This window comes from Pseudomonas sp. W5-01 (assembly GCF_046540435.1).
In the GTDB taxonomy this organism is placed as follows: domain Bacteria; phylum Pseudomonadota; class Gammaproteobacteria; order Pseudomonadales; family Pseudomonadaceae; genus Aquipseudomonas; species Aquipseudomonas graminis_B.
The window spans coordinates 1-22,689 of sequence record NZ_JAXCIP010000015.1; the positions used below are offsets into that span (position 1 = coordinate 1).

Sequence of the window (22,689 nt, forward strand, 5' to 3'; positions counted from 1 at the left end):
CGGCGGCGAGTTCTTGCCAATGACCCGCTACTACGCTTTGGAAACCGGGCCCTGGACGCGGGTTAACCATGTCAATCTGGGCGAGCCAGCTGCGTATCGTCCGCAGCTGACGTCAATCCAAGCATGGGGCGCGCCAAATCCGACCGCCACGACCTCACTGCCATACGGCGGCAACGGGCTGAATCATTTCTCGTCGCTGGGCTCGACACTGATCTACGGCCCGCTTCTGGATGGGGAGAATCTGCGAGCAACTGTATACGGCAGCGGGCTCTACACCCCAGTCATGAGCAACCCGCAAAACCTCAGCGCTGCGGTGCCGCGAGACCAACTGATCTACCACCGAGTCGGCAACATGGTCACGGTAGCCGGCTGCATCACGCTGACGCCGGCGGTGGAATCCACGTTGACGCAGCTGCAGCTCTCTATCCCGATCCCTTCGGACTTTACCGCTGTGACGGACGCTGCTGGGTTCTGTGTCGGTGTTCAGGAACCGCTCATGACGGGTGTGATCTGGAGTGATGCTACCGCCGACAACGTGCTGATCCAGTTCAAGTCTACCGTGAAGGTCACGGTGCAGGTGCGTATCAGCTTCAGCTACCAAATCAAATAGCCGTTCTTTTAACGAGGCCCGCCATGCGCGGGCTTTTTTTCGTCTGGAGAAAACTACATGACCGTAACCGAGAAAGATCGTGACGTGCTGGCGCGCACACTGTGGGGCGAAGCGCGCGGGGAGGGGCTGGCCGGGATGGTGTCGGTGGCCTGGACGATCCGCAACCGAGTGGACGACGGCAAGGATAAATCGTGGTGGGGCGAGGGCTACGCCGGCGTGTGCCAGAAGCCGTACCAGTTCAGCTGCTGGAACCGGAATGACCCGAACTATCAGTTCCTGAGCGGCGCGCGTGAGATCCCGTTCCGTGAGCTGGCACAGTGCCGGATTGCTGCTGACCAGGTGATTGACGGCAAGGTGCCGGATTCTACGGGCGGGGCGACCCACTATCACGCGACCACCATGCCGAAGGCGCCGGACTGGGCTGCCAAAGCGAAGCGAACGCTGAAGCTCGGCAACCACGTGTTCTTTAAGGACGTGCCCTAAACATTCGGCTGGTGCTGGCGCCTCGGGTACCAGCACCAACGACCTAACTCACATGTGAAGCCCCGGAGGCTCAGTGCGTACAGATCAATTCGTGATGAAGTACAGCTACGGCCCGCATACGCTGTCCGTGAAAGCAAATGGCGGAAGCGTGCTTGTGGAAAAGGCAGTGGGCACTGACTGGGTGACCGCTGACACATTCAGCACTGATGGCGCGTGGCGTCTGGATCTGGGCAACTCGCCCACCCGATTCACACCAAAAGGCGGCGCGGCTTATGAGGTGGCTAAGTGACCTTGGTGATAGGCGGGGCGCCTGGAACCAAAAGACGTATCCGGCGTGGGCTTGGCCTGCTAGGCGACAGCTTTAGCGCCAACTGCCACACCATTGATCCGAAGGCCTTCGGCACCGAAGCCTATGGTTACGCCGGTGCGATCGCGGCGAAGACGGGCCTGTTTCCCAGCTACCTGGACAATCAAGGTAAGGTCGGCGACCACTCCGGCCAGTTCATGCCACGGCTGCCGTCCTGCCTGAATTCAGCGACGGCCGATTTGTGGATGCTGCTGTCGCGCACGAACGACAGCACGACGCCCGGCATGACGCTCGCCGATAGCAAGGCCAATGTGATGAAGGCCATCACAGCGTTCCAGAACACGCCCGGGAAGTACCTGATTGTTGGCACTGGCACGCCGCGCTTCGGCACGAAGGCTCTGACCGGCCAGGCGCTGGCGGACGCGATTGCTTACAAGGACTGGGTGCTGACCTACGTCATACAGTTCGTGCCGGTCGTGAACATATGGGATGGCTTCACCCAGGCCATGACCGTCGATGACTTGCACCCGAATCTGATCGGCGCAGATTTCATCCAGTCGAAGTGTGTGCCGGTGATAAATGCCAACTTCGAATTCTTCGGCGTGCCGCTGCCGACGGACGCTGCTGATCTGTATTCGGCAATTCGCCCATACGGCTGTCTGAACGCGAACCCATTGATGACGGGCTCGACCGGTGTCATCAACGCATCGGTCAACCCGGTAGGCGGATCGGTGCTGGCGGACAACTACAAAGCCTCCGGCTCAGGCCTGAACGGGATCACTACTCGGTGGTACAAGGAGCCGGCCGCATATGGAGAGGCACAGTGCATAGAGCTGTCCGGTGCAATGGCGGCCGCCGGCGGCTACATCTATGTGCAGCCAGCTGCGAACGTCACGGTGTCTAATGTGCTGGCAGGGGATGTGATCGAGATGGTTTCGGCGCCGGAGATTGTAGGCAACAGCCGTGGAATCCTTGGCTGGGAAGCGGAGCTGATTATCACCAAGCCGGTGTTCAGCACTTCCACCACCATCTATTACCGGTCGATGGACAAATACCAAGAGCCGTTCACCTTGCCGGCCAACTGGAAGGGCGCATTGGAGACGCAGCGGTACACGGGCGACTTGACGGAAACGGTGATCACTGCGCGGATGGGACTGTACCTCGCCGCAGGCATTGACCAGGACTCCAGGGTAAAGGTTGCTCAGTTTGGCATCCGCAAGGTCTGATCTCCCTTAACGCCTCATGAGCCGATCATGCTCCGCCTTCGCTGCCCTGTGCCGAGCATCCAGATATTCGGCAAGGTCATTCACGTGGACACCGCGGGCTGACTTCTGACTGTTCTCCAGCTTGACCAACGGCAGGTCGATCTGCCCGTTCGCAACCTTCACCTTCATCGCATCAGGTGTGAGGTGTGTGAAGTAGTCGGAGCAGATGCGCTCCAGGGGAATGATGATCTGGCCGTCGTACTGAGCCATGAGGAGGAATAGTGTCTTCATATGCTGGGCGGGGATGTGACTGAGAGAGGATCACAATCAGATTTGCAATTGATTGCAACGGAGGACCAGATACAAAGAGCCCGGCGCTGGGCCGGGCTTACGGAGTTCGGTCAATCTCTTTGTGAGTGCCTATCCGCCTCAGCTCAGCGATCGTTCCGATGAGTTCGAAGCTAAGTTTGTGGCTGTGGTTGGAGGTGATGTGAATTGTGTAAACACCTGGATTCTTATGCCCCGAAAGCTTTTCAAGCCTCAGTTTCTTAGGCTGTGGGTCATCAAGGAGCAGCCTGTAGGCTTCCTTAAAGGAGGCTTTTATCTCATCAGAGAGTGAGGCGTAGGAGTTTTTGAACGACTTCCGGCCCACGTCGATAGCCGTAATCCTCAGCCTCACAGAGAGTCAAGGTAGTTATCAATATCGGAAGGTTCACTCAGTATCACTGGGGCGTGAGATTCTTCCGCATCAGCATTACTTTCCAAGATCGCCCAGCGAAGAGACTCAGTAGTGCGATTGAGGGACGCCACCGCATCAAGGAAGATCGAATAGGCGTCAACGACTCCATCCTCGTCACTGAGTCGTGGATCGCTGATGGCATACCCCATCTTCTGCGTTTTTTCTGAGAAGGATTTCACCAAGCTATCTTGGAGACCCTCGAGCACAGGAATGATATCGCCCTCAGGAATAGCCTTCGCGGCCTCTCCGGACGATAGTGCCTTCTTGACGTTAGCGAAGGTTCTCTCTGCCGCTCTGAGCAACGCGGTATGGTGGGTCAGGGCGTCAATGGTGCCGTCTATGTCACGCAGTAGGTCCAAGGAACGAACGGCACCTACACCCATAAGCTCGGCAGCAGTCAGAGCATCGGCTAAAAGGTGGTGATTTGCCGCGTTCATCACAAGGCTCCTTTGATGGTTGCAGTGCTAGGGTCGCGATTATCGCTAAGCCGACCCCTCTGTCAAATGAATTCCGCGCCACGAAAACGTATCTCAACGTTTCGTGGCGCGGACGTGACTATAGGTTAGGAACTACAAATGGTCACGGGTTCAACGATTGTTTCGGCTGATAGGCCCAATTCTTTAATCTGATGAGCTGGCTCGCCTTGCAACGTTCCAACCCATCGTCCACTCGGAGTCTAGACCCAGGCCATTATGCTTTCCTGCCCCTTAGCGGCTTGGGCACATTAGGCGCGCAGACAGCTGGATCAAATTATTGCCTCGCCACAATTTCGCCCGACCTGGCCTCTACAGCCTGCTCCACCACCAGGTAAAGCGCCTCGATCGATGCAGGTTGCAGCGCCTTTAATCGCTCAACGCCAAGTACGAAGCCTTCGGCTCGGAGGCCGGCGCGCTCAGCCTGGTCGCTGGTGCTGGCGCGCTTGATATCTGCCAGCAGTATATCTAGCTCCTGGCGAACAGCAGAGGGCATGACGAGGTCATTAGTGTTCATGGCAGGCACGCTCCGAGAGGAGTGGGGCAGTGAGGCCGGGCAAGAACTCGTACCACTTTTTGTACCAATCAGTGTTCCCGGCAGGGGTTTTTAGGGTGTTCGGAGTGCGCTGGGACGCCCCTCTCAGCGCGTTCTTCTTACACCAGCTAATCCACACAGGCCATTTGAAAGGTGCGTTTGGAGAATACAGAAACGGGCCTCGGCGGGGCGGTTTTGTAAGTGTCGTTGCACGCGCGCCGAACAACAAAAGGCCCGCATTTCCCGAGCCCTTGATGCTGTAATAAGGCTCCAGCACCAGAAGCCGGGCCCCGGACCTACTAATGAGGCGCTTAGACCTTCAGAATGTAGTCGCCAATTTCTGCATAGGGGATGGTTTTTTTGCGCTCAGCCCCAATCCGGGTTGTTTCGACAACTGATTCACGATCCCCGAAAATATTTGTATAGGCGGAACCTGAGGGTTTCCGCTTAATTTCTTTGATATCCGGATCTCGCTCGACTTCAAGGGAAGTGAGCGTCGAGATTTTCTGTTGAACGTGCGTTGCAGTGACTTTGCCTTTGACAATTTCAAGCTGCTCTAATACTTCTGCGGTATCAGGATCGATGATGGTCTCACCCAGTCCCACAATCAGAAACTCTTGGCCGAGCTTCACTAGGTGGTCGGAGCCGATGTTGACCACGACGGAGTAATTATCAGGCTTAGCGACAACCTTTCCGTGATAGCGGCTATTCATCAGTTTTTTCTCATGTCCGTAAATTTAAGTAGGGCACTAAAAGGCACCACTGGGCGTATTTCCAACATCTTCAGCTCATCCGGCCCGACCGGCACAGTCCGCAGAACCCCTAGATCGACCTCAATTTTGATCTGGATGATTTTCGGCTGCACGAGGTCGACCACTCCCAGATAGGCAAGGCGGTCGATGCCGTCCTGTTGGGAGTAGCAACCAACCACGATATTTGCGAGGAAATGGTCATTCTTTCTGATGACGAAAATGCGGCCATCTTTCAGATATTTTATAGGGTTTTCAAAGGCTGGCGGAGGTCGCCCCTGCTCGACTGCATCGTGAGCAATCTTGAGTAAGATCACAATAGCGTAGGCGGCGACGGTGATCGTGAATAGCAACCATTTGACGGACAGTGCGCCGGAGACGTCCACGAATAGGCCTACAAAGGAAGACATCACGCCTATCACAGCTATGAAAAGAGAAGTACCGCTGAAGCTGAATACAGCCTTCCCAATTTTCTGCAGCATCACGATTTCCTCATATCTTGAGCATTCAGGCTCAGCTCATCCCTGTGATGACGCTGTCATTAAGCTGGCATTACGGAGCCAAAACAGCCCCAAAAGACACAAAAAAAGCACTTGCGGCGAGCGCTAAGTGCTTGATTTGTAACGCTTGTTTGGTGGAGCCGGGGGGATTTGAACCCCCGTCCGCCAGTACTCCGCTTTCGGGCCTACATGCTTAGCCGTGTCTATTAAGTTAACCCTCAGCGACCCGACGGGCAGGGTGCTTTGGGCGAGCTGTGTAAGTTTTAGCCGATTCGTCCACAGCGTACTGCACGGCGATCCTGTTCTGTATGACAATCACTTTGGGTTTACAGGCATCCCCTGGTGATTGCTGGAGCCGAAGCTACCAGAAGGAAGGCTAGCACCGCTTACGCGGCGAGAGCTTGTTCCCCGTAGGTTTCGTCATTGGCAACTATAGAAAGTTGCAACAGTGGATTTACGACTTCTGTTACCAAGTCGGCATGCCCCTAGAGTTTCATCACCGGCGTCGAATCCTAATCGGCCCCAATTCTGCTGCTCTAGCAGTCAGGCGGCGGAGTCTACCCGAATCAATGAGATACGTCGACCGTCCGCCTGACATTCCGCTCGCTACGGCTTTGGAGCCGTCGCGATTCGGCAATTACTTCGCGGCACCGCCGTCGCTGCCGTCACCGCCGGTCTTCAGCTCGGTGATTTTCTTCTGAGTGATCGAGATGCACTCTTTCTCATTACCAGCTTTTTGCGCGGCGGTGGCATCAGCAACGGTTTTTTCAATATCGGTCTTGCTGTCGCCGGCGAGGTTGGTGACAGTCGACGCTTCAGCATTCTTCAGTGCCGCGATGTTCGCGCCGCACAGGTCATCAGCAGCGAAAACCGGGGAGCCCAACAGTGCAGCGGTAAGAAACAGTCCAGTCAGTGCGGTGCGCTTCATGTGTATCTCCTTGAGCCTGTTGACTCGGTGTCGCCGCTCAATTTGCCGGTGCCCGAGATATAGGGAAAAGCGCCGAATGGTTTGTGGCGCCTAAAGAGATGGACTGCCGCCTGTCGCAGGGGTTCTATTTTTTTTTCACGATGCTGTGAAAAAGCCACGTTGCCGGATGTTTCGGGATTATGGGGCGATCTGCGCCCCATTTGTGTGCATTAAGGGGTTCTTGGTTGAGTCACTCGATCCACGAGATAGACCAGGCCGTGGTAGTCGATACCGCCGTATTGCGTAAGCCCGATCTCGCACGTCCGGCTGGTCGAAATGCCTTCATCACAGTACTGAACCGCGTCTTTCAGCGAGCGCAGCGCATGGGCGTTCAGCTCCGGTGTGGTGAAGCCTTTGTCGCCCGCGAACCCGCAGCAATGAATGCCTTCGGGCACGACCACATTCACGCTGCACATCCTCGCAAGGTCGATCAGCGCCTGGCTCTCGCCCAGGTGTTGCGTGCTGCAGGTGACGTGAACGGCGATGGGCGCCTGCTGCGGGGTGAACACCAGTTTATCCAGCAGATGGGTGCGGATGAAACGTACCGGGTCATACAGGTCGAGCCGTGTTTCCTTGAGGTCCTGAACCAGACGCAGGGTGCAGGGGCTGGTGTCGCAATAGATCGGATCAAGCCCGCCACGACTGGCCTTGGTCAGCGCAGCGAGCATCTGCTGGCGCTTGTCCTCCGCCTGCTCGGCGTAGCCCTTGGAAGCGAAGGGTTGCCCGCAGCACAGGCTGTCTTGGTCTTCCGGGAACACCACTTGATAGCCGGCTTTCTCCAGCAGCCCTCGGGTCTTGTCCATCAGCGACATCTGTTCGCGATCCCCCGCCGCAGGCCCCATGACGCGGGACACGCAGGCGGCCAGATAGACTACGCGGGGGCGCGTATCTTCAAACGGGGGCGTGAAGCGAATAGCGTGCTCGGGTTGCGGCATCGCCGGCGTCCACTGAGGTACGCGGCCCGACGACGCCTTGCTCAGCGCGCTGGAAATCTTCGCCAGCCTCGGCGCGCCAAGCAGCATGCGTGCGCCATTGGCCGCATGCAGCGTAAATCGCGCGCCCTTCAACGCTGTCGCAAAATGCTGACTGATCCAGCTGGCGGCCTTGTCATGATGCGCTTGGTCCCCACGAAGCTTTTTCACCAGTTCGCCGGTATTGATGCCGACCGGGCAACGTTGCGCGCACAAACCGGTGGCGGCGCAGGTGTCGATGCCCTGGTACTGGTAATCGCGCTCCAGCTGAGTGGTGTCGGTGCCCGCACGTTTTTTCGCCTGAATGTCACGCCACATGACGATCCGCTGCCGTGGACTCAGGGTCAGCCCTTTCGACGGACACACCGGTTCGCAAAAGCCGCACTCGATGCATTTGTCGACGATCGCATCGGCAGCGGGCATGGGTTTCAGGTGCTTGAGGTGCACCTGCGGATCCTCACTGAGCACGACGTCCGGATTGAGGATGCCAGCGGGGTCAAGCAACCGTTTGAGTTGCCACATCAGCGCATAAGCCTCGCCGCCCCACTCAAGCTCCACGAACGGCGCCATGTTGCGGCCGGTGCCGTGTTCAGCCTTCAGCGAGCCGTTGAACTCCACGGCCACCAGTTGCGTGACGTCATCCATGAACGCGGAATAACGCGCGATTTCCTGCGGGTCGTTGAACCCTTGGGTGAAGACGAAGTGCAGGTTGCCCTCCAACGCATGGCCGAACAGGATCGCTTCGTCGTAGCGGTGCTTTTCGAACAGTTCGATCAGTCGCCGAACGCCGACGGCCAGTTGCTCGACGGGGAAGGTGACGTCTTCGATGATGACGGTCGTACCGGTCTCACGCACCGCGCCGACGGCAGGGAAGGTGTCTTTGCGAATGGCCCAGAGCCGCGCGTTTTCGATCGCGTCTTCGGTGAAATCAACCTGCTTCTCGACCGGGAAATGCGCGATGGACGCCGTGATCTGGGCCAGTTGTTCGTGCAGCAACGGCCGGGTCGCGGCGCGGGCTTCGATCAACAGGGCGCAGGCGCCTTCCGACAGCTCACGAACGAATGCCGGCATGCCTGGCTTGTTCTGCACCGAACGCAGGCTGCGTCGATCAAGCAGTTCGACGGCAGCGACTGGCTGGGTCTTCAGAACCGTTACGGCGTTGCAGCAGGTTTCGATGTCGGGAAAGACAATCAGCGTCGTCGCCTTGTTCGGGTGATCGGGCACCGTGTCATATGTCACCGCACTGATGAAACCCAGCGTGCCCTCCGAACCCACCAGCAGGTGACTGAGGATGTCGAGGGGCTCGTCGAAATCCACCAAGGCGTTTAGCGACAGGCCGCACGTGTTCTTCAAGCGGTACTTGTGGCGGATCTTCGCAGCGAGTTCCGTATTTGCGCGCGTCTCACGACCCAGTTGCGCGAGGCGGTGGAGCAGCTCGCCATGGCTGACTTTAAATGCAGCGACGCTGGCGGCATCTTCCGTGTCCAAGCGAGTGCCGTCGCCGAGCACCAGCCGAATGCCGGCGAGGGTGTGGTAGGTGTTCTGGGCCGTGCCGCAGCACATGCCGCTGGAATTGTTGGCAACGATGCCGCCGATTTTTGCTGCGTGCATGGACGCCGGGTCTGGACCGATCTTGCGCCCGAACGGCGCCAGCCAGACATTGGCCTGTGCACCGATGACGCCCGGTTGCAAACGGATCTGCGCACCTTGCTCGCGTATTTCACGGCCGTTCCAGTTGTCGCCGAGCACGATCAATACTGAGTCGCTGATAGCCTGCCCCGACAGGCTGGTGCCCGCCGCGCGGAAGGTCACGGAGACTTTATCCGCCTGCGCCAGCTTCAGCAGCGCCACGACTTCGTCTTCTGATTCGACGCGGATGACCAGTTTGGGGATCAGCCGATAAAAACTGGCGTCGGTGCCAAAGGCCAGGGTCGAGAGCGGGTCGTCGAAGCGTCTTCCGGCAGGAATGAGGCTGTTCACTCCGTCCAGAAACGCGGCGGGCAAGGTCATGCGGTTTTCCTCATGGGTGCATCTCAGTGGCGGCTGCGGCCTCTGTCGGGCCGCATAGGTCGGGATCGGCGCCGTTCAGGCGCCCAGTTCGCGAACCAGCGAATCGCGAGTGATCTCGCTGATCGACTTGGCGCCGGTCAGGACCATCGCCACGCGCATTTCCTTCTCGAACAGATCCAGCAGGTTTTTCACCCCGGCCTCGCCGTGGGTGGCCAAGGCGTAGATGAACGCGCGGCCGATCAGCACGGTGTCGGCCCCGAGGGCGATCATGCGCACTACGTCCAGGCCGCTGCGAATGCCGGAGTCGGCGAGAATCTTCAGATCGCCTTTCACCGCGTCAGCGATGGCGGGCAGCGCGCGGGCGGTGGACAGCGCGCCATCGAGCTGGCGACCGCCATGGTTGGACACAACGATGCCGTCGGCGCCGAATTTCACGGCATCCCGGGCGTCTTCCGGGTCGAGGATGCCCTTGATGATCATCGGGCCGTCCCAGGAATCGCGAATCCATTCCAGGTCTTTCCATGAAATCGATGGATCGAAGTTGTTGCCCAGCCAGGCGATGTAGTCGGTGAGACCGGTAGGGTTGCCGCGATAGGCCGACACGTTGCCCAAGTCGTGGGGGCGGCCGTTGATGCCGACATCCCACGCCCATTGCGGGTGAGTCATGGCTTGCAAAACGCGGCGCATCGGCCCGCTTTTGCCGCTCATGCCGGAATGCGCGTCACGGTAACGAGCGCCCGGGACGGGCATGTCGACGGTGAATACCAGTGTCTTCACGCCGGCGGCTTTGGCTCGCTCCAGCGCATTCCGCATGAAGCCGCGGTCTTTCAGCACGTAGAGCTGAAACCACATGGGTCGCTTGATCGCCGGAGCGACTTCTTCAATCGGGCACAACGAAACCGTCGACAGCGTGAACGGAATGCCCTTGGCGTCGGCAGCGCGGGCGGCCTGTACTTCGCCACGGCGGGCGTACATGCCGCAGAGACCGACCGGTGCCAGTGCCATCGGCATGCTCAGGGTTTCACCGAACAGCGTCGTCTCCAGACTCAGCTCGGACATGTTCTTCAGGATGCGCTGGCGCAGCGCAATGCTGGCCAGGTCGGATACGTTGTGGCGCAGGGTGTGCTCGGCGTAGGCGCCGCCGTCGGCGTAGTGAAACAGGAAGGGCGGCAGTTTGCGCTGAGCGGCGGCGCGGTAGTCGGTGGAGGCAGAAATGATCATGGGATCTCGCAGATGAGTGAGCGGGGGCCACAGCCGGGCGCTAAAAACGCACCCGGCGCTCGTCTGATTAATGAACCAGCATGCCGGTGAACCAGTACGCCTGGGCGTAGGTGATGCAGCCAACGATGGTGGCAAAGAAAATGCTGTGCTTGAGGGTGAAGCGGAACAGGTCGGATTCTTTACCCACCAGGCCAGTCGCCGCGCAGGCCACTGCGATCGATTGCGGGGAAATCATCTTGCCGGTCACGCCGCCGCTGGAGTTGGCCGCCACCATCAGCACGTCACTGACGCCCAGTTGATGTGCGGTAGTCGCCTGCAACGAGCCGAACAGCGCGTTCGACGAGGTGTCGGAACCCGTCAGGAATACGCCCAGCCAGCCGAGGAACGGCGAGAAGAACGGGAAGGCGCTGCCTGTCCCGGCGAGGACCAGCGCCAGGGTGGAGGACATGCCGGAGTAGTTCATGACGAAGGCGAAGGCCAGCACCATGCCGATGGACACGATGGCCCAGCGCAGTTCGATGAGCGTTTCTTTGAACGTGGTCAGCCCGGTTTTGGCGCTGATCCGCAGCACAATCATTGCCAGAATCGCCGAGATCAAAATCGCGCTGCCCGAGGCGGCGAGCAGGTCAAACTTGTACACCGCTGGCATGGCGGTCGGGTTGGCGACAATCGGCGCCATCTTCATGACCAGTTGATCCAGGTGCGGGACGGGGAAGTTCATGGTCAGCGCTTGCAGCGGACCGCCTGCCGCGAACAGCGCCTTGAACGGCTTCAGCGTCCAGATCGTCACGACGACTGTGAGGATCAGGAAGGGCGACCATGCCTTGACGATGGTGCCCGCCGAGTACGGCGATTTCTTGGTGGTGCGCGGCTGACCAAAGCCGCCTGCATTTCCTGCGCCGCCGCCCATGACTGCGGCACCGCCTGGCGCACCGGCGATCTGCGCATCGGCTGCGCGAGCGGGCTGCCAGACTTTCAGGAAGAACGTCAGGGCCACGAGGCTGACCAGCGCCGAGGTAATGTCAGGCAGTTCCGGGCCGATGAAGTTGGAGGTCAGAAATTGAACGATGGCGAAGCTGCCGCCCGCGACCAGCGCCGCCGGCCAGGTCTCCTTGACGCCTTTCACGCCGTCCATCATGAACATCAGCCAGAACGGCACGAACACCGACAACAGCGGCAATTGACGACCGGCCATCGCACCGATCTTGAACGGGTCGAGGCCCGACACCTGACCGGCCACGATGATCGGAATACCCAATGCACCAAACGCCACGGGTGCAGTGTTGGCGATCAGGCAGAGGCCGGCGGCGTACAGCGGGTTCAAACCCAGGCCAACGAGCAACGCAGCGGTGATCGCCACCGGTGCGCCGAAGCCTGCGGCTCCTTCCAGAAACGCGCCGAAGCAGAAACCGATCAGCAAGACCTGCAGGCGCTGGTCGTCAGTGATCGACATGACCGAACTGCGAATGATCTCGAACTGGCCGCTTTTGACCGTCAGTTTGTAGAGAAACACGGCGGCGACGATGATCCACGCGATCGGCCACAAGCCGTAGAGGAACCCGTAACCGGCGGAAGCAACGGCCATGTCGGCAGGCATCTGGAACGCGAAGATCGCGATCAGTATGGCGAGAACAAGCGTGATGGCGCCTGCGACGTGGCCCTTGAGCCGGAATATCGCCAGCGCGAGAAAGAAGAAAACGATCGGAATGACAGCCGCCAGCGCCGAAAAGCCCAAGCCGCCAAGAGGTGTGTAGAGCTGTTGCCAGGTTTGCATGTATGAGGCCCCTAATTGTTTTTGGTTAGGCCCGGTGTCCATGTCTTACGTGCGCGGCTCCTGCAGGTGACAACTGCCTGTCTGTCTTCCTGCCGGCGCTGACGAACGAGTCGCACAGCTCACCAGCTCAAGCGTTCCGCCGTCGGGAAGTGCCTGCAGCGTGGGACAGCGGCAAGCCGTCCATCGCCGGCATTGTAAATTGGTAATACCAATTTACAATGTCTTGGCGCTAGGTTAGAAGCCTTGCCGATGGTGTGTCAATTTATGACGCTTAAACTTTCGTAGCAGCTCGCCCGGATTTCGCCCGCTCTTCGCCTGAGAGGGCGATTTCTCCTACATCTGCCGGGTGAATGTCTGGTTACGATGGGCGAGAATATGCGCCCCGCGGCCATGTCAGGCGGGGCAGTCGGGATGTGGAGTGAAGGGTTATGGGGTTTGATCAGGTGCGTCAGCGCCGCTTGTCCGACGATATTGTCGAGCAGCTGGAAAGGATGATTCTGGAGGGCACGCTGCGCTCCGGCGGTCGCCTGCCGGCTGAGCGAGCGCTGGCCGAGCAATTTGGTGTGTCACGCCCCTCGCTGCGCGAAGCCATTCAAAAGCTGACGGCCAAAGGGCTGTTGGTCAGCCGTCAGGGGGGCGGCAACTACGTCGTCGACAGCATTGGGTCGACGTTCAGCGATCCGCTGCTTCATCTGCTGGAAAGCAGTCCGGAAGCCCAGCGCGACCTGCTCGAATTTCGCCACACCCTTGAAGCCTCCTGCGCCTACTACGCGGCGATACGTGCGACAGATGTTGATCGGCTGCAGCTGCGCGAAGCCTTTGATGCTTTGCAGGACTGCTACAGCCGTGCGGAGGAAGTGAGCCGCGCGGAGGAGGGCGCGGCGGACGCCAATTTTCACCTCGCCATCGCCGAAGCCAGCCATAACGCCGTGTTGCTGCACACCATTCGCGGTCTGTTCGATCTGCTGCGGCGCAGTGTCGTCACCAACATTGGCGGCATGTACAAACAGCGCGCAGAAACCCGGGACATGCTGATCGATCAGCATCGTGAGTTGTACCTGGCGATTATCGAAGGGCGGGCGGACGACGCTCGAGAAGTGTCGAGCCGTCACTTGCTGTACGTGCAGGAAGTGCTGGAGGAAGTGCGCCAGCAAGTGCAGCGAACTGCCCGGGCTGAGCGGCGCAGCCGGATTTGAGGAGGTGATGTTGCGCACGATGGGAGAGGGCCGCTGATAACCAGCCGGCGCTGCTGAACGTGCATTTTTACCGGGCCTCAGCCGAGACCCGGTCTTGCCGAAACAGGCGGGAGAGACTGAGTCAGTCTTCCTTGCCCTTGTTCCGCACTGCGCGTTGCAGCTCGCGATTGGAATCGCGTTCGCGCTCGGTGTCGCGCTTGTCGTATTCCTTCTTGCCTTTACCCAGAGCAATCTCGCACTTGATCAAGTGCTGCTTCCAGTAAAGGGCAAGGGCCACGCAGGCATAGCCTTTTTGCTGAACAGACGACGTTAGCTTCTCCAGCTCGCGCTTGTTGAGCAACAGTTTACGGGTGCGTGTCGGGTCAGCGATGACGTGGGTACTGGCTGTCGTCAACGGCGAGATATGGCTACCCATCAGCCAGGCCTCACCGTCCTTGAGCAACACGTAACTGTCAACCAGCTGCACCTTGTTGGCACGCAGGCTTTTTACTTCCCAGCCAGCCAGGACCAGACCGGCCTCGAACTTGTGTTCGATGAAGTAATCGTGACGCGCCTTTTTATTTTGCGCGATGGTCCCTGTGGGATGTTTCTTGAGCTTAGCCATAGGCGACGCATTATAGGGATCAACGGGCGTCTCGGCTATGGGCTCGCACGCTGAAGCTGTGTGCTTGAGCACGTGGAGTGAATCCCGGACAATGCGCGATCTTTTTTGCGTGTTGGACGTGTCAACGATGTCGACGGACAAGGTTTCGGTTCACGGGAGTTGGGCCAGTCGCTGGGTGTTCATCCTGGCTGCCACCGGCTCTGCCGTGGGTTTGGGCAGCATCTGGAAATTCCCCTACATGGTCGGCGTCTACGGCGGCGGTGCGTTTGTGCTGGTGTTCCTCGCGTGCATCGCCCTGATCGGGATTCCGGTCATGATCGCCGAGACGCTCATCGGCCGTCGTGCGCGGCAGAGTCCGGCCAACGCGCTGCGTTCGCTGGCGCTCGCCGCCGGGCATTCGTCGAAGTGGTCATGGGGCGCGTTTGCCGGCATGGTCACCGCGTTGCTCATCCTCTCTTTCTATAGCGTCGTGGGGGGCTGGTCGCTCGAGTACATCATCGATGTCGGCAAGGGCGATTTCAAAGGCGTGACGCCTGACGGTGTCGGTGCCTATTTTGGCGAGATGATCGCTGATCCATGGCGCCTGGTCGGCTGGCACACGTTGTTCATGCTGCTGTCGGCGATCACCATTGCCAAGGGCGTCAACGCCGGCCTTGAGCGCAGCCTGCGCATCCTGATGCCGTTGCTGTTCGTGCTCATCGTGATTCTGTTGGGTTATAGCCTGACCACCGGGCACTTCATGGAAGGCGTGCATTTCATGTTCGACTTCACGCCTGAGAAGGTCCTTGATGGTCTGCTCCCGGCCATGGGGCACGCGTTCTTCTCGCTCAGCGTGGGCGTTGGATCGATCATGATCTACGGCGCCTACATGACCAAGGAGGCGTCGATCAGCGCGACAGTGGTCGGCGTGGCATTGCTCGACACGTTTGTGTCGCTGCTGGCGGGCCTTGCATTGTTTCCGATTGTGTTCGCAGCGGGCCTGAACCCAAGCGAAGGGCCGGGCTTGATGTTCGTTACCTTGCCGTATGCATTTGGTCACGTCGCCTTCGGTACCGTCATGGGCGTGGTGTTCTTTATCCTTGTCGCCGTCGCGGCCTGGAGTTCGGCCATTTCCTTGCTCGAGCCCATGGTCGCGTACCTGGTCGAGCGTACGAAGGTGCGCCGTGGCTGGGTGACTTTCTGGCTATCGTTCATCTGCTGGTTCGTGGGCCTTGGGACGGTTTTCTCTTTCAACATCTGGAAGCAGGCCAAATTCTTCGTGAACGAAGGCGGCGGGTTCCATCTCTATCAGTGGGGATCGTCGTCGGGGCTGGATTTCTTTGGCGTGATCGATTTCTTCACCTCGCGGATCATGCTGCCGTTGGGTGGATTGTGTTTCGTGGTATTCGCAGGTTGGGTGATGGGACGCGGTGCGGTGCGCGACGAGTTGTCGGTACGTAGCCCGGTTCTGTTCGCTTTAACGTTCTCTTTGATGCGCTATGTGGCGCCGATCGGCATCTTGATTGTCTTTGCCGCTCAGCTTTGGAAATGACGCTGACATGACTACGCATATTCAACGTTCCGCCCTTTTGCCGTATCCCGCCCAGGCGCTTTATGACCTGGTCAATGACGTGAGTCGCTACTCCGAGTTTCTGCCCTGGTGTTCCGGCGCCAGTGTGCTGGAGCAGAGTGATACCTCAATGCGTGCGCGTGTCGAGATCGCCAAAGGCGGCTTGAGCCAGCACTTCGTCACACGCAATACGCTGACGCCGGGGCAAACCATCGAGATGAATCTGGAGGAGGGGCCTTTCAGCCAGCTGCACGGCGTCTGGACCTTCAAGGCCCTGAATGAAAAGGCCTGCAAGATCAGTCTGGACCTGTCGTTCGACTACAGCGGCTCGATCGTCCGCGCAACATTGGGGCCGCTGTTCAATCAGGCCGCCAACACTCTGGTTGACGCCTTCTGCCAGCGAGCCAAAGAGCTGCATGGCTGAGCGGCTGATTCGCGTTGAGGTGGTGTATGCCGCCGTTGACCGTCAGACGTTGCTCGCACTGGATGTGCCTGCCGGAACATCAGTACGCGCTGCGGCTATCGCGTCGGGCATGGCCGAGCGTTTTCCTGAGCTGGATCTCGCGCAGTGCCCGATGGGCATCTTCGGCAAGCTCGTTGGCGATCCGGAGCGGCGCGAGCTGGATGACGGTGACAGAGTCGAGATTTATCGCCCGTTGCTCGCTGATCCGAAAGAGGTACGGCGTCTGCGCGCTTTAAAAGCCGCGGCTTCAAGAAAGGCGCAAAAATCGATTTAATTTTCTCATCGGCACGATTGAGAGACGTAAAAAAGCCCGGGATGTCCGGGCTTTTTTGTGCGGCTGATTCTACTGGGAAACGGTGGATCAGCGCGGATTTGTGTCCAGTGGTTCCTGGGAAGGAACGGGCACGGTCTCGACCTTGTCGACATCGTTCTGAATCTGCTCAAGCAACGAACCAGGCTTCGGCGGCTCTTCCTTCGGCGGCGGCGTCCCTTGATTTTCGGGGGTGACACTCGTGTCGCTGCTATTGCCGAGAATGGCCTCGTCGCGGCTGACGCCCGGCTTGAAGTCACCGGACAGGCTCGCCAGTTGGTCATTGCCGTTGAATATCAGGCTGACACGCTCCTGCTGGCGTTCACCACCACCAGGCTGCAGGCTGTACAGATAGTCCCAGCGTTCAGGGTGGAAAGTGTCGGTCAACAAGGGGTTGCCCATGATAAACCTTACTTGCCGACGGGTCATTCCCGGGCGTAACTGGTCTATCATGTCCTGCGTGACGACATTGCCCTGTTGGATGTCGATTTTATAAACCCCGGGGAATGAACAACCGGCGAGTGCGAGCAGTCCCACGAAGGTGAAACTGGTTAGCAAGAGCTTGGTGTTTTGCATCGGTGGGCGACTTCCACTATCTTGGCTGGGACAACGTAAACCCCGATCATACCTGCATTAAGAGAAGCTGCGAAGCAGCGTCTGCGAGAAAGCTGACCATGGTTGAAAATAGCGAACTACGCAAAGCCGGACTTAAAGTGACCCTGCCGCGGGTCAAGATCCTTCAAATGCTCGATTCTGCGCAGCAGCGTCACATGAGCGCGGAGGACGTCTACAAGGCGCTGATGGAGGCCAACGAAGACGTCGGTCTGGCAACGGTTTACCGAGTTCTGACTCAGTTCGAAGCGGCCGGATTGGTGGTTCGCCACAATTTCGACGGCGGCCATGCGGTATTCGAGCTGGCTGACGGAGGTCACCACGACCATATGGTCAACGTGGAATCCGGCGAGGTTATCGAGTTCTTCGACGAAGAAATCGAAAAACTGCAAAAAGCCATTGTGAGCAAGCACGGCTTCGAGCTGGTTGATCACAATCTGGTGCTCTACGTACGCAAGCAAAAGGTGTAAGCCTTTTGTGAAGTACGACAAAGGCGACCCGCGGGTCGCCTTTGTTGTGTCTACGTTGCGGGATCGGGATACCGCCACATCAACGCCGTCCGGCTCAGGCCATAATGATCGTCACGATTTGGACGTGACCACCATTTTCTTGGCGTGCGCGAGCGACTCCTTGGTCAGATCGATCCCTCCCAGCATTCGCGCCACTTCTTCCACACGTTCATTTTTGCTCAGCTTGGACACCGCCGTGCGCGTCACATCCGCTTCACGAACCTTGTGCACGAACAGGTGTTGATGCCCTTGGGCGGCCACTTGCGGCAAGTGGGTAACCGTCATGACCTGGCCGCGTTCGCCAAGACGTCGCAGCAGCTGGCCAACAATCTCAGCCGTTGGGCCACCGATACCAACGTCGACTTCGTCAAACACCAGCGTCGGAACCCGGGATGTCTGTGCGGTGATCACCTGTATCGCCAGGCTAATTCGCGACAGCTCCCCGCCCGACGCCACTTTCGCCAGCGCCTTGAGCGGCTGACCCGGGTTGGCGCTGACCAGCAGCTCAACCTGCTCCAGCCCGTTGGGTGACAGTTCTTTATCTACGTTCTCACGCAGCTCGATATTGAAACGGCCGCCCGGCATGCCCAGCCGCTGGATTTCGTGCTCGACCTTGTGGGCCAGCTCCGGTGCAGCGCGGTGACGCAGGTCACTCAGTTCGCGCGCCTTCTCTTGATAGTGCCGCGCGTAGGAACCTACCTCGTGCTCCAGTCTCTCGATCGCTTCATCGTTGGCGTTGAGGGTTTCGATCTCGTCGAGCAATTTCTGATGCAGCGCCGCGACTTCAGTCGGCTGCACGCGGTGTTTGCGTGCCAGCGTGTAGATGGTGTCGAGGCGCTCTTCGATTTGCTGCAGGCGGGCGGGGTCCGCTTCGAAGCGATCGAGGAAACGATTGATCTCGCCGACGGCTTCCTCGACCTGAATCTGCGCACTGGAAAGCAGATTGGTCGCTTCATTCAGTGCATCGGGCGTGTTGTTCACGCTGCTGAGTCTGTTGAGGCTGGCGGTCAGTGCGTTCAGCGCATTGCCCGAATCGCTTTCACTGCACAGCTCGACCACTTGCCGGCAGATGCCCAGCAGGCTCTCGGCATTGGTCAGCGTGGTGTGTTCCTGTTCCAGCCGCTCGAGTTCGTTTTCGCCGAGGCTCAGGCTTTCCAGCTCTTCAAGCTGGTAGCTCAGCAACTGATGCTTGGCACGCTGCTCGTCGCCGGAGTTGGAAAGACGTTCAAGCTCCTGCCGCGTTTGCCGCCACCGCTGGGAGGCCAGATGAACCTGGCGGGCGAGATCGGTGGCGCCCGCGTATTCGTCCAGCAGTCGCCGATGGGTATCGGTCTTGAGCAGTGACTGATGCTCGTGCTGGCTGTGAATGTCGATGACCAGTTCACCAAGTGCTTTCAGGTCGCCCTGGGGGCATGGCGTGCCATTGATGTAGGCGCGTGAACGGCCTTCGGCAGTAATGACGCGGCGCAGAATGCAGGGGCCGTCGGTTTCGAGGTCCCGCTCCTTCAGCCAGGCGCTTGCTTCAGGGATATCCGACACGTCGAAGGTCGCGAGAATGTCTGCCTTGTCGGCCCCTGGCCTTACCACGCCACTGTCGGCGCGATCGCCCAGCGTCAGGCCGAGGGCGTCGAGCATGATCGACTTGCCAGCCCCGGTTTCCCCGGTGATCACACTCATGCCGCGATCCAGTTCGAGATCGAGATGTTCAACGATGGCGTAGTTATGTATGGACAGGTGGACCAGCATCAGAGCGGCTCCCAAACAATTTGTCTGGTTATTTATACAGTGTTTTGGTTTGGGCTGACAATGCCCGCCCTTAGCTCGATTTGAAAGGTCGTCTCCCATTTTTAGCATCAAACCTGCATTTCGCCACCGTGCGGGGCCGTCGAACTCATGTCGGAACATTTGTAGGGTTATTCAGCCGATCCTGCACCCAAACCCCTTGAACCCGAAAATTACGACCCCATATAGCCGGGCAGAGGCGTGAGTTGAGCTCACGGATGTAATTAGAAGGAGAGAATTTATGGCTGACGAACAGAACCCGGACATGCAGGCCCAGGATCAGGCTGCCGACACGGCGACTTCTCAAGATGATCTGGCAACCCGTGTGCAAGTGCTTGAAGAACAGCTGAAGGCGGCGCAGGACCAGTCTCTGCGTGTGGCTGCGGATCTGCAGAACGTCCGCCGCCGTGCCGAGCAAGACGTTGAGAAGGCGCACAAGTTTGCGCTCGAAAAGTTTGCGAGCGATCTGCTGCCGATCGTCGACAGCCTTGAGCGTGGTCTGGACTTGTCCAACTCGGATGACGAGAGCATCCGGCCGATGCGGGAAGGCATCGAGCTGACGCTGAAAATGTTCTACGACACGCTCAAGCGCTACAACCTTGAAGCCATCGACCCACATGGCCAGCCGTTCAACGCCGAGCACCATCAGGCAATGGCGATGCAGGAAAGCGCTGACGTCGAGCCGAACAGCGTGCTCAAGGTGTTCCAGAAGGGTTATCAGCTCAATGGCCGTCTGCTTCGCCCGGCCATGGTCGTGGTCAGCAAGGCGCCATCGCCTGTTTCGCCGTCGATTGACGAGCAGGCTTGAAATTAGCTGAGTGGCCCCCATTTACAGGCCAAGCGTTTAAGAATTACCGCAATTTGTAAATGCAGTTGCGGCAACCAAATTTAAGTTTCGGGAGAGTCAAAAATGGGCAAGATTATCGGTATCGACCTGGGGACCACCAACTCCTGCGTCTCGGTTCTGGAAAACGGTAAAGCCAAGGTTATCGAGAACGCCGAAGGCGCTCGTACCACCCCGTCGATCATTGCGTATGCCAATGATGGCGAGATCCTCGTAGGCCAATCGGCCAAGCGTCAGGCAGTCACCAACCCGCACAACACCCTGTACGCGGTGAAGCGTCTGATCGGCCGTAAGTTCGACGAAGAAGTCGTGCAGAAAGACATCAAGATGGTCCCTTACAAAATCGCCAAGGCTGATAACGGCGATGCGTGGGTTGAAGTCAACGACAAGAAAATGTCCCCTCCTCAGATTTCGGCTGAAATCCTGAAGAAAATGAAGAAGACCGCCGAAGACTACCTCGGCGAGACCGTGACTGAAGCAGTCATCACCGTCCCTGCTTACTTCAACGACAGCCAGCGTCAGGCCACCAAAGACGCCGGTCGTATTGCAGGTCTGGACGTGAAGCGCATCATCAACGAGCCGACCGCAGCCGCGCTGGCTTACGGTATGGACAAAGCGAAGGGCGATCACACCGTCATCGTTTATGACCTGGGTGGCGGTACGTTCGACGTCTCCGTTATTGAAATCGCTGAAGTCGATGGCGAGCACCAGTTCGAAGTGTTGGCCACCAACGGCGACACGTTCCTGGGTGGTGAAGACTTCGACATCCGCCTGATCGATTACCTGGTTGACGAATTCAAGAAAGAATCCGGCATGAACCTGAAAGGTGATCCGCTGGCGATGCAGCGTCTGAAAGAAGCTGCCGAGAAAGCGAAGATCGAACTGTCTTCGAGCAATTCGACCGACGTGAACCTGCCGTACATCACTGCAGATGCCACCGGTCCTAAGCACTTGAACGTGAAGATCTCGCGCGCCAAGCTGGAATCGCTGGTTGAAGACCTGGTTCAGCGCACCATCGAGCCTTGCCGCATTGCGTTGAAAGATTCGGGTATCGACATCGGCGCGATCAACGACGTGATCCTGGTCGGCGGTCAGACCCGTATGCCACTGGTTCAGCAGAAGGTCACCGAGTTCTTCGGTAAAGAAGCGCGTAAAGACGTCAACCCTGACGAAGCCGTCGCTATGGGTGCAGCCATCCAGGGTGCGGTACTGGCCGGCGACGTGAAAGACGTTCTGCTGCTGGACGTCAGCCCGCTGACGCTGGGTATCGAAACCATGGGCGGCGTGATGACCGCGTTGATCGAGAAAAACACCACGATTCCTACCAAGAAATCCCAAGTGTTCTCGACTGCCGACGACAATCAGGGCGCAGTGACCATTCACGTGCTGCAGGGCGAGCGTAAGCAAGCGGCTCAGAACAAGTCCCTGGGCAAGTTCGACCTGGCCGAGATTCCGCCAGCACCACGTGGCGTGCCTCAGATCGAGGTGACCTTCGACATCGACGCCAACGGCATCCTGCACGTCGGCGCGAAAGACAAGGCGACGGGCAAGACTCAGTCGATCGTGATCAAGGCCAACTCGGGTCTGTCGGACGAAGAAATCCAGCAGATGATTCGCGACGCTGAAGCGAACTCGGACGAAGACCGTAAGTTTGAAGAGCTGGCATCTGCCCGTAACCAGGGCGATGCGCTGGTTCACTCGACGCGCAAAATGATCTCCGACGCTGGCGATAAAGTCACCGCCGAAGAGAAGACCGCTATCGAGGCTGCACTGGTTGCACTTGAAGCCGCTGTGAGAGGCGACGACAAGGCTGCCATCGACGCCAAGATCGAAGAGCTGTCGAAAGTCTCCGCGCCGGTCGCTCAGAAAATGTACGCCGAGCAAGGCGAAAAACCTGAAGGCGGTGCTCAGCCCGCTCAGGAAGAAAGCAAGCCGGCCGACGACGTTGTCGACGCCGAGTTCGAAGAAGTAAAAGAAAACAAGTAAGCGCAGGCTCACTTGATCGCCGGTTGACCACCTTCCAGTGGTCGCTGGTAGGATGTCGCCGCGCGGGAGCTTGCTCCCGCGTTGGCGTGTCTGGAACACCCGAATTTTCAAGCGCGCGATTCCGTATCGCGGGCTTTGTGGCAAAGCCGGATGCTCCTGCACTCCGGCTTGTTCAGCCGCTTTTCTCGGTCGATCGAAGGCCGTTGAACCAAGACCAGGATCGTTGAATTGACGTGAGTTGGGTCCGGGCCTGAAAGGGGCTCAACGAGTTCGGCAGACTCAGGAGGGTC

24 protein-coding genes and 1 other RNA gene are annotated in these 22,689 nt (G+C 58.6%); 11 read left to right on the forward strand and 14 right to left on the reverse strand.

The window, feature by feature from the left end; all coding sequences use genetic code 11:
- From SLW75_RS27320 to SLW75_RS27335, 4 genes are all read left to right on the forward strand, one after another.
- Positions 1-610, forward strand: a 610-nt coding sequence (locus SLW75_RS27320; RefSeq protein ID WP_410935982.1) for a hypothetical protein, incomplete at its 5' end; no start/stop codon positions are given.
- Between the two features lie 57 nt (positions 611-667).
- Positions 668-1,093 carry a cell wall hydrolase gene (locus SLW75_RS27325; RefSeq protein WP_192132999.1) on the forward strand — a complete coding sequence of 142 codons (426 nt, stop codon included), beginning with the start codon at positions 668-670 and terminating at the stop codon, positions 1,091-1,093.
- A gap of 73 nt (positions 1,094-1,166) precedes the next feature.
- Entirely contained in the window at positions 1,167-1,382 is a 216-nt protein-coding gene (locus SLW75_RS27330; protein ID WP_410935983.1) for a hypothetical protein, read from the forward strand.
- Entirely contained in the window at positions 1,379-2,626 is a 1,248-nt protein-coding gene (locus tag SLW75_RS27335; protein ID WP_410935984.1) for an SGNH/GDSL hydrolase family protein, read from the forward strand. The genes SLW75_RS27330 and SLW75_RS27335 overlap by 4 nt, the downstream gene beginning before the upstream one ends.
- A gap of 6 nt (positions 2,627-2,632) precedes the next feature.
- On the opposite strand, the gene SLW75_RS27340 is transcribed toward SLW75_RS27335, so the two are convergent.
- From SLW75_RS27340 to SLW75_RS27390, 11 genes are all read right to left on the reverse strand, one after another.
- A complete protein-coding gene (locus tag SLW75_RS27340) occupies positions 2,633-2,896 on the reverse strand; it encodes a pyocin activator PrtN family protein (protein WP_410935985.1) in 264 nt (87 codons plus the stop codon).
- A 97-nt stretch (positions 2,897-2,993) separates the two neighbouring features.
- Complete coding sequence (locus SLW75_RS27345; RefSeq protein WP_410935986.1) at positions 2,994-3,284, reverse strand: hypothetical protein; 291 nt, start codon at positions 3,282-3,284, stop codon at positions 2,994-2,996.
- Positions 3,281-3,781, reverse strand: coding sequence for a hypothetical protein (locus tag SLW75_RS27350; protein WP_410935987.1), 501 nt, complete (start codon positions 3,779-3,781; stop codon positions 3,281-3,283). Before SLW75_RS27350 ends, SLW75_RS27345 begins: the two co-directional genes overlap by 4 nt.
- A gap of 313 nt (positions 3,782-4,094) precedes the next feature.
- On the reverse strand, positions 4,095-4,334 hold the full coding sequence (locus tag SLW75_RS27355; RefSeq protein WP_410935988.1) for a hypothetical protein: 240 nt from the start codon (positions 4,332-4,334) through the stop codon (positions 4,095-4,097).
- A 329-nt stretch (positions 4,335-4,663) separates the two neighbouring features.
- Entirely contained in the window at positions 4,664-5,065 is a 402-nt protein-coding gene (locus SLW75_RS27360) for a hypothetical protein (RefSeq protein WP_410935989.1), read from the reverse strand.
- Entirely contained in the window at positions 5,065-5,583 is a 519-nt protein-coding gene (locus tag SLW75_RS27365; RefSeq protein ID WP_410935990.1) for a hypothetical protein, read from the reverse strand. The genes SLW75_RS27360 and SLW75_RS27365 overlap by 1 nt, the downstream gene beginning before the upstream one ends.
- A 150-nt stretch (positions 5,584-5,733) precedes the next feature.
- Positions 5,734-6,125, reverse strand: a transfer-messenger RNA (tmRNA) gene (gene ssrA, locus SLW75_RS27370).
- Between the two features lie 113 nt (positions 6,126-6,238).
- Positions 6,239-6,529 carry a hypothetical protein gene (locus SLW75_RS27375; RefSeq protein ID WP_410929629.1) on the reverse strand — a complete coding sequence of 97 codons (291 nt, stop codon included), beginning with the start codon at positions 6,527-6,529 and terminating at the stop codon, positions 6,239-6,241.
- Between the two features lie 209 nt (positions 6,530-6,738).
- The gene (locus SLW75_RS27380) at positions 6,739-9,549 is read right to left on the reverse strand and encodes an FAD-binding and (Fe-S)-binding domain-containing protein (protein ID WP_410935991.1); all 2,811 of its coding nucleotides are present in this window, start codon (positions 9,547-9,549) and stop codon (positions 6,739-6,741) included.
- Positions 9,550-9,624: 75 nt separating this feature from the next.
- The gene (lldD, locus tag SLW75_RS27385) at positions 9,625-10,770 is read right to left on the reverse strand and encodes an FMN-dependent L-lactate dehydrogenase LldD (protein ID WP_410929631.1); all 1,146 of its coding nucleotides are present in this window, start codon (positions 10,768-10,770) and stop codon (positions 9,625-9,627) included.
- A gap of 67 nt (positions 10,771-10,837) precedes the next feature.
- Positions 10,838-12,544, reverse strand: a complete 1,707-nt coding sequence (locus SLW75_RS27390) for a lactate permease LctP family transporter (protein WP_410935992.1) — start codon at positions 12,542-12,544, stop codon at positions 10,838-10,840.
- A 428-nt stretch (positions 12,545-12,972) separates the two neighbouring features.
- Between SLW75_RS27390 and SLW75_RS27395 the strand changes: the two genes are divergently transcribed.
- Positions 12,973-13,740 carry a GntR family transcriptional regulator gene (locus tag SLW75_RS27395; RefSeq protein ID WP_410935993.1) on the forward strand — a complete coding sequence of 256 codons (768 nt, stop codon included), beginning with the start codon at positions 12,973-12,975 and terminating at the stop codon, positions 13,738-13,740.
- Between the two features lie 121 nt (positions 13,741-13,861).
- Here the strand turns inward: SLW75_RS27395 and smpB are convergent, their stop codons facing one another.
- Complete coding sequence (gene smpB / locus SLW75_RS27400; RefSeq protein ID WP_065987620.1) at positions 13,862-14,344, reverse strand: SsrA-binding protein SmpB; 483 nt, start codon at positions 14,342-14,344, stop codon at positions 13,862-13,864.
- A 127-nt stretch (positions 14,345-14,471) separates the two neighbouring features.
- On the opposite strand from smpB, the gene SLW75_RS27405 reads away from it, so the two are divergent.
- From SLW75_RS27405 to SLW75_RS27415, 3 genes are read left to right on the forward strand one after another with little or no spacing between them, the layout of a single operon-like run.
- The gene (locus SLW75_RS27405; protein WP_410935994.1) at positions 14,472-15,875 is read left to right on the forward strand and encodes a sodium-dependent transporter; all 1,404 of its coding nucleotides are present in this window, start codon (positions 14,472-14,474) and stop codon (positions 15,873-15,875) included.
- 7 nt (positions 15,876-15,882) lie between these two features.
- Positions 15,883-16,317 (forward strand): type II toxin-antitoxin system RatA family toxin, encoded by a 435-nt coding sequence (locus SLW75_RS27410; protein ID WP_065987619.1) that lies wholly within the window; start codon positions 15,883-15,885, stop codon positions 16,315-16,317.
- Complete coding sequence (locus SLW75_RS27415) at positions 16,310-16,630, forward strand: RnfH family protein (RefSeq protein WP_192132978.1); 321 nt, start codon at positions 16,310-16,312, stop codon at positions 16,628-16,630. The genes SLW75_RS27410 and SLW75_RS27415 overlap by 8 nt, the downstream gene beginning before the upstream one ends.
- A gap of 87 nt (positions 16,631-16,717) precedes the next feature.
- Here the strand turns inward: SLW75_RS27415 and SLW75_RS27420 are convergent, their stop codons facing one another.
- The gene (locus tag SLW75_RS27420; RefSeq protein ID WP_410935995.1) at positions 16,718-17,242 is read right to left on the reverse strand and encodes an outer membrane protein assembly factor BamE; all 525 of its coding nucleotides are present in this window, start codon (positions 17,240-17,242) and stop codon (positions 16,718-16,720) included.
- Between the two features lie 98 nt (positions 17,243-17,340).
- Here SLW75_RS27420 and fur point away from each other — a divergent pair, with 98 nt between their 5' ends.
- Positions 17,341-17,748 carry a ferric iron uptake transcriptional regulator gene (gene fur / locus SLW75_RS27425; RefSeq protein WP_065987616.1) on the forward strand — a complete coding sequence of 136 codons (408 nt, stop codon included), beginning with the start codon at positions 17,341-17,343 and terminating at the stop codon, positions 17,746-17,748.
- A gap of 111 nt (positions 17,749-17,859) precedes the next feature.
- On the opposite strand, the gene recN is transcribed toward fur, so the two are convergent.
- Entirely contained in the window at positions 17,860-19,533 is a 1,674-nt protein-coding gene (gene recN / locus SLW75_RS27430) for a DNA repair protein RecN (RefSeq protein ID WP_065987615.1), read from the reverse strand.
- Between the two features lie 277 nt (positions 19,534-19,810).
- Here recN and grpE point away from each other — a divergent pair, with 277 nt between their 5' ends.
- Both grpE and dnaK read left to right on the forward strand, forming a co-directional pair.
- Positions 19,811-20,377: a nucleotide exchange factor GrpE gene (gene grpE / locus SLW75_RS27435; RefSeq protein ID WP_065987614.1), complete on the forward strand. Its 567-nt coding sequence runs from the start codon at positions 19,811-19,813 to the stop codon at positions 20,375-20,377.
- A gap of 102 nt (positions 20,378-20,479) precedes the next feature.
- Positions 20,480-22,399 carry a molecular chaperone DnaK gene (gene dnaK, locus SLW75_RS27440; protein WP_410935996.1) on the forward strand — a complete coding sequence of 640 codons (1,920 nt, stop codon included), beginning with the start codon at positions 20,480-20,482 and terminating at the stop codon, positions 22,397-22,399.
- Positions 22,400-22,689: the final 290 nt, after the last annotated feature.